Annotated in this window: 10 protein-coding genes; 6 read left to right on the forward strand and 4 right to left on the reverse strand. The window is 69.6% G+C overall.

Annotated elements, in window-relative coordinates; translation table 11 throughout:
* Positions 1-79: 79 nt before the first annotated feature.
* From AC5RVD_RS07450 to AC5RVD_RS07465, 4 genes are all read left to right on the forward strand, one after another.
* Positions 80-1,249, forward strand: a complete 1,170-nt coding sequence (locus AC5RVD_RS07450; RefSeq protein WP_494126536.1) for a glycosyltransferase family 4 protein — start codon at positions 80-82, stop codon at positions 1,247-1,249.
* 59 nt (positions 1,250-1,308) lie between these two features.
* The gene (locus AC5RVD_RS07455; protein ID WP_494126537.1) at positions 1,309-1,704 is read left to right on the forward strand and encodes a hypothetical protein; all 396 of its coding nucleotides are present in this window, start codon (positions 1,309-1,311) and stop codon (positions 1,702-1,704) included.
* A 204-nt stretch (positions 1,705-1,908) separates the two neighbouring features.
* Positions 1,909-2,337 (forward strand): hypothetical protein, encoded by a 429-nt coding sequence (locus AC5RVD_RS07460; protein ID WP_494113168.1) that lies wholly within the window; start codon positions 1,909-1,911, stop codon positions 2,335-2,337.
* 131 nt (positions 2,338-2,468) lie between these two features.
* Entirely contained in the window at positions 2,469-5,915 is a 3,447-nt protein-coding gene (locus AC5RVD_RS07465) for a DEAD/DEAH box helicase (RefSeq protein WP_494126538.1), read from the forward strand.
* Between the two features lie 34 nt (positions 5,916-5,949).
* On the opposite strand, the gene AC5RVD_RS07470 is transcribed toward AC5RVD_RS07465, so the two are convergent.
* The 3 genes from AC5RVD_RS07470 to AC5RVD_RS07480 all read right to left on the reverse strand — a co-directional run bounded on the left by AC5RVD_RS07470 (position 5,950) and on the right by AC5RVD_RS07480 (position 9,214).
* Complete coding sequence (locus tag AC5RVD_RS07470; protein ID WP_493987837.1) at positions 5,950-6,090, reverse strand: hypothetical protein; 141 nt, start codon at positions 6,088-6,090, stop codon at positions 5,950-5,952.
* Between the two features lie 170 nt (positions 6,091-6,260).
* Positions 6,261-8,051 carry an ABC transporter transmembrane domain-containing protein gene (locus AC5RVD_RS07475; RefSeq protein ID WP_494126539.1) on the reverse strand — a complete coding sequence of 597 codons (1,791 nt, stop codon included), beginning with the start codon at positions 8,049-8,051 and terminating at the stop codon, positions 6,261-6,263.
* Between the two features lie 2 nt (positions 8,052-8,053).
* Complete coding sequence (locus AC5RVD_RS07480; protein ID WP_494111758.1) at positions 8,054-9,214, reverse strand: P-loop NTPase family protein; 1,161 nt, start codon at positions 9,212-9,214, stop codon at positions 8,054-8,056.
* A gap of 264 nt (positions 9,215-9,478) precedes the next feature.
* Here AC5RVD_RS07480 and AC5RVD_RS07485 point away from each other — a divergent pair, with 264 nt between their 5' ends.
* On the forward strand, positions 9,479-10,036 hold the full coding sequence (locus AC5RVD_RS07485) for a histidine phosphatase family protein (protein ID WP_494126540.1): 558 nt from the start codon (positions 9,479-9,481) through the stop codon (positions 10,034-10,036).
* A 76-nt stretch (positions 10,037-10,112) separates the two neighbouring features.
* On the opposite strand, the gene AC5RVD_RS07490 is transcribed toward AC5RVD_RS07485, so the two are convergent.
* Positions 10,113-11,411 carry a hypothetical protein gene (locus tag AC5RVD_RS07490; RefSeq protein WP_494126541.1) on the reverse strand — a complete coding sequence of 433 codons (1,299 nt, stop codon included), beginning with the start codon at positions 11,409-11,411 and terminating at the stop codon, positions 10,113-10,115.
* 136 nt (positions 11,412-11,547) lie between these two features.
* Here AC5RVD_RS07490 and AC5RVD_RS07495 point away from each other — a divergent pair, with 136 nt between their 5' ends.
* Positions 11,548-12,309, forward strand: a complete 762-nt coding sequence (locus AC5RVD_RS07495) for a DUF1353 domain-containing protein (RefSeq protein WP_494111755.1) — start codon at positions 11,548-11,550, stop codon at positions 12,307-12,309.
* Positions 12,310-12,402 lie beyond the last annotated feature (93 nt).

The following is a 12,402-nucleotide window of genomic DNA, read 5'->3' on the forward strand; positions in this document are numbered from 1 at the left end:
AGTGGAGTTAGACCGCCGTTCACCGACACGATCACACCTGCTTGCCTGCCGGTCGCCCGCCGCGGGCAGGCTGGACGGCGTGAGGATAGCTATCGTTGCCGAATCGTTCCTTCCGCACATGAACGGGGTCACCCAGTCGCTGTTGCAGGTGATCGCCCACTTGCGGCGCCGCGGCGACGACGTCCTGGTGATCGCACCGGCGTCGTCCTGGCTGGAGGACACCGCCCCGGCCACGGTGGAGGGCTACCCGGTCCACCGTTTGCCCTCCATCCCGCTGCGCGGCTATCCCAACGTGCGGGTGGCGGCCGGAACCGTAACCCGCATCCGCCGGGTGCTGGCTGACTTCCGTCCGGACGTGGTCCACGTGGCGTCGCCCTTCATCCTGGGCTGGCGCGCGGTGCAGGCCGCGCAGCAGCTCGGCCTGCCGACGGTCTCCATCTACCAGACCGAGGTGCCCGCCTACGCAGCCCGCTACGGTGCGCCATGGTTGCAGGAGCTGCTGTGGCAGCGGGTGGAGAACATCCACAAGGCCTCCACCCTGACGCTGGCGCCGTCGTCGTTCGCCATGGAGCAGTTGCGCAGCCGTGGCATCCGCGTCCACCTGTGGCGCCGCGGCGTGGACACCAGCCGTTTCCATCCGGATAAGCACGACGCCGGCTGGCGGGCATCCGTGGCGCCGCACGGCGAGCGGATCATCGGTTACGTGGGCCGCCTGGCGGCGGAAAAGCAGGTGGAGGACCTGGCCGTGCTGGCCGACCTCCCCGGCACCCGGCTGGTGGTGGTCGGCTCCGGCCCGCTGAAGGAGGAGCTGCAGGAGATATTGCCCGGCGCACACTTTGCCGGTTTCCAGAGCGGCGAAGACCTGGCCGGGCATGTGGCATCCTTCGACCTCTTTGTACACCCGGGCGAATCGGAAACGTTCTGCCAGACCATCCAGGAGGCCATGGCCAGCGGCGTGCCCGTGGTGGCGGTGGGCCGCGGCGGTCCGGTGGACCTGGTGGACCCCTCGCGAACCGGCTGGATCTACGAGCCCGGGAAGTTGGACCAGCTGCGCGGGTACGTCCAGGACCTGGTGGGTGATGACACCAAGCGCCGGGCGCTGGGCAGGGCAGCTTTCGACTCGGTGCAAGGGCGCACCTGGCCGGTGCTCTGCGAGCAGCTGCTGGACTATTACCGGCTGGCCATCAGGGTCAAGCGCCGCGCCCTGAACCTCGAAGCCCGCGGCGTGCTTGGCTTTCTGGCCGGGTGAAAGCTTCAGCCCGAGCCCGGACCGGTGGACGCCCTCCCTGCTTCCACTAGGATGTGGCCATGCCCACAGAAACCGGTTCCTTCCCGTCCGACAATGGCTCCTCCCTGGCGCAGGGGCAGCGCGCGCCGGCCGGGCAGTCCGTACCGGAGCGGCTGGCTGAGCAGCTCAAATCCCTGGGCGTTGCCCGGACCTACGGAGAACCGCTGCAGGTGGGCGGCGACACCGTGGTGCCCGTGGCCATGGTCTACTACGGATTCGGCGGCGGCGGCGACTCCGAGGGCGCAGCCGGCGGTGGCGGCGGCGGTGGCGCTGTTCCGCTCGGCGCCTACATCGGCAACGGCAGCGGACCCGCCACGTTCCGGCCGAACACCGTCGCGTTGTACGCCGTGCTGATCCCCTTGGTCTGGATCGCAGGCCGGGCGGTGGCACGCGTGATCCGGGCCGCCAAGAAGTAGCGGCAGCGCCGGTTGCGGAGCGGGCCAGTGGCACGCGTGATCCGGGCCGCCAAGAGGTAGGGGCAGCGCCGGTTTAGGGAGCCAGCGTGCCTTGAATACCGCGCCCGGCAATCTTCCCCCAGCGTGCGCGCTCCCGCCCTAGCGGACACTGCGGCAGGACCGTAGGCTCGAATATGACAGCCACCTACGGGAGAAGGACATCCGATGAAACTGAGCCATATCCCCTTGCGCCTGTCCACCGGCGCGTTCATCTTCAACTCCGGCCTGGGCAAGCGGAAGCTGGACAGGGACAGTGCCGCGGCCATGCAGGAGATGGGCAGCCGCGCGATCCCCCAGTTGCAGGAGATGGACCCCGAGAAGTTCGGCAAACTGCTCGCGTACGGCGAGATCGCCCTCGGCGCGGCCCTGCTGCTGCCGTTCGTGCCCAGCCGGCTGGCCGGCCTGGGCCTGACCGCCTTCTCCGGTTCAATGCTGGCCATGTACTTGAACACCCCCCACATGACCACCGAAGGCGGCGTCCGCCCCAGCTCCGAGGGCACTCCCTTGGCCAAGGACGTCTGGCTGCTCGGCATCGCACTGGCGCTGGTCCTCGATACCAAGGACAAGAAGCCGAAGGTCCTCAGGACCCTGTAGCTTTCACGGCAGGACGGCGGCGGAGCCTGCCCTCCGCCGCCGTCCTCCCCCGTCCACAGCGCCAGCGGCCCGTGCCGGACGACGGTTCCAGCGTGACCGGCCGCCGGTTCCAGCGTGAGATGATGGAAGCCATGGCCGCTCTCACTTTTCCGCTGGTTGACGTCAGCGAAATCATCCGGTTGGTGGGCGGCGCCGCCTTTGCCCGCGGCAAGATTTACGCCTCCGATGGCTCTGTTGCAGAACCCGTCTGGGATCCCTCCGTCCGGCTGCTGACTGCCAAGGTCATCGGCACCGCCGCCTTGCCGTACCGCTGCCGGATTTATCTGGAAAACGGCGAGAGCGGCCAGTGGCGCCCGGCATCGTCCTCCTGCAGTTGCCCGGTGGGCGACGACTGCAAACACGTGGCCGCCGTGCTCTTGGCCAGCAACAGCCGGCACGTCATCTCCAGCCAGGCCTTTGCGCGCGAGCCGGAACCGGGACCGGCCGACTGGCAGGATTCGTTGGAGGGCCTGATCGGCGGCAAGCCGGACTCCACCCGGCAGGACACCGGCAAGCCGTCAAAGCCCAAGGCGAAAAGCACGTCCCCGCTCGGGCTGCAGTTCGAGCTCATGGAGCCGGGTCGCCGGGAGGACCGCCAGTACCGCCCCTCGGGCCTCTCCCTGCCGCAAGCCTCCGCAGCGGGTCCGAACTGGACCCGCAAGGCCGGCAACCGGCTGCGCGTCGGGGTCCGTCCCGTGCTGCAGAACGAGACCGGACGATGGATCCGCAGCAAGCTGCGCTGGAACACCATCAGCTACAAGACGTACGGCCTGCCGCTGGACCCCGAACAGCACCGCTGGTTCAGCCAGTTCGCGCCGCTGCACCGGGCCACTGGCCTCACCTACTTCGGCGAAGACAACGACTGGCTCTTCCTCGACGAATTCAGCAGCCCGCTCTTGTGGGAACTCTTTGCCGAGGCCAAGCGGCTGGGCATCGCCCTGATCGGTGCCAAGGCGGACACCGTCGTCGAGGTTGGGGAACAGGCCGTCATCGGTTTGGACGCCCACCGCGACGGCGTGGCGGCAGCGTCCGCGGCCGAAGCCGCCGCCGAACCTCCAGCTGAAGCCGCCGCGGAAGCCCCCACCCCGGAGGCCGCCGCGGAAGCCCGGCCGGTGACCGACGACTTGGTCCTCACGCCGTCGCTGCGGATCGACGGGCGGGAACTGCCCACCGAGACTGCGGGCGTCGTCGGAACGCATGGCGTCTACCACTACGCCGTCGATGGACACACCCTCATCACGCTGGCTCCGACAGGGCATCCGGTGACCGAGCAGGAAGCGAACCTGCTGCTCTCCGGCACGCCGCTGACCGTGCCGGCCGCCGACGTCGAGCAGTTTATGGAGCGCTACTACCCCGTGCTCAGCCAGCGCATCGCCGTGGTCAGCAGCGACGACTCGGTGAGCTTCCCGGAGGTCGTACCCCCGGCGCTGGTGCTGACCGCGTCCTACCGCAAGGGCAACGTGCTGCAGCTCGGCTGGCACCTCGAGTACCGCCACGGGGACAAACCGCTGCGCCTGCCGGTCGATGAGGAGCCCGACGGCAGCCACTACCGCGACCTGCCGGCCGAGCAGGACCTGCTGGAGGCGGCCGCTGCCGTGCCGGGCGTGGGCACGACGGCGGCGCGCACCCTGCGGGACATGGCCACCGTGGATTTCACCCGCTACGCGCTGCCGGCGCTCGAACAGCTCGACGGCGTGCGCGTGGATATTGTCGGCGACAGGCCCGAGTACGAGGAGCTCACCGAGGCACCCGAGCTGACCATCAGCACGGTGGCGACGGACGAGAGCGACTGGTTCGACCTGGGCGTCATGGTCCGCGTGGCCGGCCGCACCGTCCCGTTCGGGAACATCTTCAAGGCCCTGGCCCGCGGGCAGACCAGGCTGTTGTTGGTGGACAAGTCCTACCTGTCGCTGGAGCAGCCGGTCTTTGACCGGCTCCGCCAACTCGTGGACGAAGCCCGCCACATGCAGGACCGGGAATCCGGCGAACTGCTGCAGATCAGCCGCTACCAGGCGTCCCTCTGGGAGGACCTGGAGGAAGTCGCCACCGAAACGGTGCAGGCGCGCACCTGGCGCGAATCGGTGCAGGGCCTGCTGGAACTGGAAGCGGTGGAGCAGACCCCGCTGCCGACCGGGCTGGACGCGGACCTCCGCCCCTACCAAGCCGAAGGCTTCAACTGGCTCGCCTTCCTCTGGAAGCACCGGCTGGGCGGCGTGCTGGCCGACGACATGGGACTGGGCAAGACGCTGCAGACCCTGGCCCTGCTGCTGCACGCCAAACAGCAGGGCGAACCGGCCAGCGCCCGGCCGTTCCTGGTGGTGGCCCCCACCTCGGTGGTGTCCAACTGGGTGCACGAGAGCCGGCGCTTCGCCCCCGACCTCCGAATCGAGAGCATCACCGACACCCAGGGCCGCGGCCGGTCGCTGTCCGAGATCGCCGCGGACACCGACGTCATCGTCACTTCCTACACGCTGTTCCGGCTGGATTTCGACACCTACAAGGAGATGGACTGGGCCGGGCTGATCTTGGATGAGGCCCAGTTCGTCAAAAACCGCGCCACCAAGGTCCACCAGTGCGCCCGGGATTTGAACGCGCCCTTCAAGATGGCGATCACCGGCACGCCCATGGAGAACAACCTGATGGAACTCTGGTCCATCTTCTCCATCGTCGCGCCCGGGCTCTTCCCGTCCGCGGTCCGGTTTGTGGACCAGTACCAGCGGCCGATCGAACGCAGCCAGGACAGGGAGCTGCTGCAGAAACTGCGCCGCCGGATCAAACCCTTGATGATGCGCCGCAGCAAGGAGGCCGTGGCCGATGACCTGCCGGAGAAGCAGGAGCAAATCCTCGAGGTGGAGCTGACGCCCAAGCACCGGCGGATCTACGACACGCACCTGCAGCGAGAGCGGCAGAAGGTGCTGCGGCTGGTCGAGGACATGGACAAGAACCGGTTCACGATCTTCCAGTCGCTGACCCTGTTGCGGCTCTTAAGCCTGGACCCCTCGCTGGTGGATCCGAAATACTCGTCGGTCCCCTCCAGCAAGCTTGGCGTCCTGTTCGAACAACTGGAAGACGTCCTCGGCGAGGGGCATCGGGCGCTGATCTTCAGCCAGTTCACCAGCTACCTGAAGAAGACCGCCCAGCAGTTGGACGCGGCCGGCATCGAGTACTGCTATCTGGACGGCTCCACCCGCCGCCGCGCCGACGTCATTGAGAAGTTCAAGAGCGGCAACGCGCCGGTGTTCCTGATCAGCCTCAAGGCCGGCGGGTTCGGCCTGAACCTTACCGAAGCCGACTACTGCTTCCTGCTTGACCCCTGGTGGAACCCGGCGACCGAGGCGCAGGCCGTGGACCGCACGCACCGGATCGGCCAGACCAAGAACGTGATGGTCTACCGGATGGTGGCCCGCGGGACGATCGAAGAGAAGGTCATGGCCCTGAAGGAACGCAAGGCCAAACTGATCGCCTCGGTGCTCGAAGACGATGCGATGTTCTCCTCCAAGCTCACGGCCACCGACATCCGCGGGCTGTTCGGCGAGTAGCCGGCACCCGGGAGCGCCTCATCGCCTGCTGCGGCTACTGCGTCATGATCTGCAGCAGCCGCCAGCCTTCGGGCACCTGGGCTTCGATCGCGGCCTTGGCGTCGGCATACGTGTCGCCCTCGGCCGACAACTCCTTGGTTTCCACCGGCTGAATGATTCCCACAACTTTGACCACGGACCAAAGATATCCCCGCCCGCCCCGGCGCCCCGGGATGCGGCGCCGTGCTTCCGCTCACGCCCGCCGCCGGCAAGGGCGCTGAACCGGCACTTCCGCCCGGCCGCTGCGGGCAGGGCCGCCGGGCCCCTCCGGCGCATCACTGCCGGCATGTGTTCCTCCACCGGCAGTTACGTGCGTTCCGCATGCCTGCGCCAGACCAGGTCCAGGCCGGCGTGCGCGCAGTCAATGTTCCAGTCCGTGTGGTCCACGCCCAGCGAATCCGGATGCTCGGAGGCGAACAACACCACTCCCGGGTAGTCGCGGATGAATTCCGACAACATGGCGGTGCCCTGCCGGTCCAAATCGGCGTCGAGCCGGTTCAAGACCAGCAGCGGCGGATCACCCAGCGAGGCCCTCGCCAGCATCAGCCGGGCCAGCTCGGAGGTGGTCAACGGTTCGCCGCCGCGCTTGAGCTGGGTCTCCTCGCCCCGCTCCAGTTGCCCGATCCGGCCGGCGAGGCCGACGCGTTCCAGGGCCGCCGATCCGTCGTCCGGCGAGAGGTCGGGCCGGCGGTACCGCACGCTGCGGGCGATTGAGCCGCGCTCCACGTACATGCCGGCGGCGGCGTACCCCACCAGCTTCCGGCGGGTGCGGCCGCCGCTTTCCAGCAGATGCCGGCCGCCCACCATGGCCACCGCGTGCGGGTCGCTGCGGATGCCGACCAGTGTCTCAAGTGCCCGGGTCTCGGCCGCCGGGTCGGCGGAGCGGATCCGGACCCGCGCGCCCGGGCCGGCGGACAAGGGCGGCGCCGGGCAGTTGCGGCACGCGGCCAGGCCGTCCACCAGCACGGCCCCGTTCGCGTGGGAATCCGCCGGGGTGGAAGCCTCCGAAGGTGCGCCCGGCGCCGACGCTGTCCCGGTCGTGGTCGCCGGACGGGTCCCGGACCGGGCGGCCGAGCGACGCCGTCGATCATCCCGCGCCGCAGCGGCCACCGCGAGGGCCGGACCGAGAATGCGCCGCGCGGCCCGGAAGTTCTGCCGGTATTCCACCACCCGGCCCATGTCCGTGACGGGCGCGGAGATCATCCCCACCATGGTCAGCCCGGCGGCGATGCTGGCGGTGGGCACCGCCTGCCAGGTTCCGACGGCGGCCACGGCGGCGCTGCCGAGCGAGGCGGCCGCTGCCGCCGCCCCGCGGATGTGACCGGCGGCAGCGGCGCGGTGCACGGCCGCATCCACCACCTTCCGCCCGGCCTTGTCGATCTGCTTGACCTCCCGGGCCTCGCCGCCGGCGGCCCGGATGGTGCCGGCGGCAATCACCGTGTCCGCGAGCCGGGCGGCCAGCCGTCCCCGTTGGCGCCGCAATTCGCGGGCACGGTGGAACGCCGGTCGGGACAGCAGCGCCAGCCCGGCGGCCAGCAGCACCAGCGGCACGACGACGGCGAACGCCAGCACCGGGGACAGGAACCACAGTGCCGCCGCGGTTCCCACAATCAGCGGGATGCCGACGGCCAGCGGCGCGATGCCCAGCGCGATCCAGTTCCGGACGCTGGAGAGGTCGTTGGTGCTGCGCGCGATGGTCACCCCCGGCGACGGACCGCGGTCGGTGGCCAGGGCGGAGGCCACCAAACCCTTGCGGATCTCGTGGATGTAGTCCTGTCCGAGCTTCTCTGCCAGGACGCGCTCGACGGCCCGCAGTCCGCCCAGCCCCAGCGCCGCGGCGGCCAGGCCGAGCGCGGGCGGCAGGATGCCGGCCGCGTCCGGCGCGGTGCCGCCCAGCAGCCGGGTCATCAACAGCGCGCTCGCCCCGGCGGCCGCGGCCATCAACAGGCCGGTCCCCAGCAGGGCCGCCATCAACCAGCGGCGCCGGCCGCGCAGCAGCTTGGGCAGCGGCAGGTCGGGCGGCCGCGGAGCTTTCCCCGGCGAGTCCGTCTGATCCCACGCCGCCGGCGCGGCCTTGGCCGCCTGGCCTGCCGTCACTGTTACTTCCGCTCCGGCAGCAGCTGCAGGGCGGTGGCCGGGTCGCACAGGTCGTAGGTGTTGATCACCGGGGCATCAATGACGCCGGCGGCTTCCCGGGCGGCCAGCGGCGAGGCGGTCAGCAGGCCGGAGACGGCGGGCACGCTGACGCCGGCGTCGCGCAGGACCGCGATGCCGGCGGTAGCGCCCAGCGCGTCCGCCGCGGAGAACACCACGTGGTCCACGGCGGCATGGAACACCGGGTCCGCGAGCAGCCGGGCAGTTTCGCCCTGGTAGACGCCGTCGGCGATCTCCACTACCACCACGTCGGTCTCGGAAGTGGTCAGCGCGTCGATCAGGCTGGTGAGCAGGCCGCGCACGCGCTCGTAGTCCAGCAGGTAGGTGGTGGGGAAGCCGAAGTCAGTGAAGTCGAGCACTTTCACCGCTCCGGCATCGGCGAACAGCAGCGGATCGTTGCCCGCGCCCGTGCCGGTGGCCTTGCCCGCGGACACGGTCAGGCCGGCCGAGGTCAGGCCCCTGACCAGGCAGCCAAGCGTGGTGGACTTGCCGGAGTTCATCGACGTGCCGAGCACCGCAATCACCGGCGGCCGTCCCGGCAGCACGGTGTTGGCGCTGATCGTGTGCGGCGCCAGATCGGCCAAGTTGACCACTCGCCCGTCACGCGCCAGCAGGCCGATGGGTTGGATGCGCGTGGCCATGTCGATGTCGGCGTGCTGTTCCAGCACCCGCGCCGCCAGGCCGCCTCCGGCCACCAGCGAGCACTCGGACAGGTCGCCGGGTACCACCGCCAGGAACTGGTCCGGCGCGTACCGGTTGCCGTAAGCCACCAGGATCTCGTCGCCGACGAACATGGCCTGGCGCCGCGAGGCCGGGCTCTCCAAGCGGGTGTGCTTGCCGAGTTCCACCACCCGGGCCAGCACGACGTCGCCCGCGGCCGGCTCGGCATCGAGCAATTCGTAGCCGGCGGCGTCGAGGCAGAGGCGCTCGGCCAGGAACCTGGTGGTGTACGCCTTCTTGGCCCGGCGCAGCCGCTGCGGGTCTGCCGGAGCGGCTGCCGTGCGGAAAACCTCCTCCGCTACCCCTGCCGCCGATGCGGCAGGTGTTCCGAGTGCTTCGAGTCCTGATGTTCCGGCGGTGCCTACTGGGAAATCCGTGATGGTCATGGCCTGCTCCTTCGGTGGTGGGTGCGTCAGGATTGAGTCAACACACCCGCGATGAAACGAACATGACAGCCGCATGAGGGCTTTCTCATAAAACGTTTACCTTTTGGTCGCCCGTGCTCCCCACGCCGTTCAGTCCGGTGCGCACGGGAGGTCCGCCGCCTTCAGAAGCCGCATCCGGGCCGCCGTGCACCGCCGCCGGGCTAAGGTTGATGAGGGGATAAATCGCTGTGGGAACCGTCCCGTTCACCGGGCAAAAGGGGAAAAGTGCTGGCACTGGTACGTCACGGACAGACCGACTGGAATGCCGAAGGCCGGCTGCAGGGGCATACGGATGTGCCGCTTAACAACGTGGGCCGACGGCAGGCGCTGGACGCCGGCGCCTCGCTCTCCGAGAGGGGATGGGACGGCCTCGTGTCCTCGCCTTTGCGACGCGCGATGGAGACCGCCCGGATTATCGGCAGCCAGGTAGGCCTGGAGCTGGCGGAAACCGTTCCTGATCTTTCGGAGCGCGATTACCGCGGAATCGAAGGCACCGTGCTGCGCGGCCTGGAACGGCCGGAGATCGACCAGCTCATGCGGCAGGCCGAGCCGGAGCGGGAGGTGGCTGCCCGCGGCATCGCCGGCCTGCAGGAAGTGCTCCGCACCTACCCGGGCCGCAACATCGTCGTGGTGGCCCACGGCACCATCCTGAGGCTCACGTTGAGCCTTCTCCACGGATCACCTTGGGGCTACATCGCCAACGGTGAGACGGTGGAACTGGACGCCGATCTGGTGCTCGGCTACCGGACGGACCCTGACCCGCTGGCCGCCGCGCGCTCCTGACCGCACCCGCTCCGGGTCATGCCGCCAAACGAGTTATTGGGCAGGGGCCGCCGGCGGCCGTGGAGCTGACCGGTTCCTAGCCCCCGTCCAGGCGGCGGTGCAGGAAGGCCACCGCATGCGCGGACAGTTCCTCCCGCGGGGCGCACCAGTCCACCCAGCGGTGCAGGAAGGCTGTCACCTCGCCCGGATCAACCGGCTCGAGTCCGCCTTCGGCCAGCACGGTCTCGCTGAGCAGGTCCAGCTTGACCGGGCTCACCCGGGTGAGTCGTCCGCCGTCGTAATCCCAGCCGTAGCCAAGGACCAGGTTCACCATGCCGAGTTCGGCGGCCGAATCGCGCCCGGTCTCCCGCACATAGCGGGCGGCCAACTCCTCGATTTCCTCCTGCCGGATCGCCTCGATTTCTTCTTCCCGGGCGGCGGGCCCTGGTTCGCGGTCACCGGACGGCAGCGTGCCGGTGGCGGGCGCGGCCTCGGTCCCCGGCCCCGGCCCCGCCGCGGCCCCGGTCCCTGCCCCTGCCCCTGCCCCTGCCCCTGCCTCGGCATCGTCGAGCTCGGCGTAGTCCTCGTCGGAGAGCCAGTCTTCGCTCTCGTCCTCCGTGTCGTCCGCGAGCTCGATGATGGTGCGCAGCCACGCCTGGGCCACCCAGCGGCGGGCGCCGAAGTCTTCGTCCACCATGTGCTCCGGCAGGTCCATCGAGGCGTCCAGGCCTTCCCAGGCGTCCAGCGCGGTGCCGGTCAGGTCTGCGTCGGCGTCGAGCACCAGCCCTGCTTCCTGGGCGTCCGCGTTCAGGTCCCTGAGCGCCGCGGTGGGATCGTCCACGAGTCCGGTTTCCATCACCGTGCCGCCGAAGGTGTTGCCGTCCAGCAGCGCCAGCAGCCCCACCTTCTCGGTGCCGGTGGTGAACTCGAAGAGCATGTTGGCTTCGTCGCCGTAGGCATCGGCATAACGGTGCAGGGCCGTCACGGCCACCGGATGCTTGGCCCATTCCGGTTCGGTGAACCCGTCGGCCACCAACCGGTCGGCCAGGGTTTCGGCGTCGCGGCGCATGTCCGGGCGATCGATCAGGAAGGCCAGCGCCCGCAGCATCGGCACGGCGCCGGGGCCGGTTTGGTCCTCGGCCAGGTCCAGCCAGGCGTAGAACAGCTCGTGGCGGCGCTGCTGGCCCGACGCGTCGGCAGTGTCCCACAGATCCAGCAGATAACCGCCCAGGGAATGGGCTTCGATCGGGCTGGGCGAGTCCAGAGTGTCCGCAAACGGCCCTTCCAACTCGCGGTACAGGTCCAGCAGCGGGTCGCTGGCGGGCCCGCCCTGCCGGCCACCAAACCGGCTGTTCTTCAGCTTCTTAGGCTTGCGCTTGCGGCTCACGGGGCTCATGGCACGAGTGTGCCACGCCCGCCGCGGTGAAGGTAACCACCGGGCGGGACCCGCGGCCGCGGCGGGACCGGCTCACCAGCCGCCAATTCCGCGGCGGGCCCGTGCGAACGTCCGCCCCGAATGTAAGACTGGCCGCATGCCGTTTTACCAGGACGCCTCCGCCACCGAACCGCTGACGGCCATCCACCTGGTCCAGCGCACCAAGAGATGCTTCCAACTGGCGGCGCCGATTTACTACCAGGCGGAAACAACCTCCGCCATCGTCCGGATCGAGCCGCACGACCTCTCCGCCGGGCTGAGGCACAACTCCACGGATCTGGCCTCCGTGCCCACCTGGATGTGGGGACTCATCGCCAGCTACGGCCGGCAGACGGCTCCGGCCCTGCTGCATGATCAGCGCACGACGATGTGCGCCCGCTTGCCGAGCGATCAGGCGCTGGAGTTGCGCCGCATCTACGACGAAGAATTCCGCCGCGCACTGCTGGACACCGGGGTGGCCGCGTTGCGTGCCCGGCTGATGTGGGCGGTGGTGACGGTACAGGCTTACCTTGAGCATGCCGGCGCCCGCGGCCGGCTGCTGACCGTGTCCGTGGGCGCCGGAGCCATCGGGTTGCTGGCCGGCGTCGTGCTCGCGGCAACCGGCGCCGGCCTGGTGCCCCTGGCCGCAGCTGTCCTCCTGACCGGCGCGCTCTGCCTGACCTGGAGCCGCGACTGGGCGGTGGTTGCCGTCCTGGCTCCCGCCTTCGCCCTGTTCTCCCCCGTGCTGGCGGCAGCCGCGGCCGGGGCCCTGCTGCTCTGGCTCTGCGAAACGGCTTGGTGGGCCGCCGTCAAACCCTTCGCAAAGCGCCCGGATCCGCCACCCGTCGTCGGGCCCTTGGCCAGGACCACGCAACCGTGAGTCCCGGCGGTATTTCCCGGTTCCGGGCGCTGGAACCCGGTGCCGGAGACCACTCGAAAGCGCCCAATTGGTTTGATTGGCAAAACCAAACGG

Source organism: Arthrobacter sp. THG-b23, from assembly GCF_059091265.1.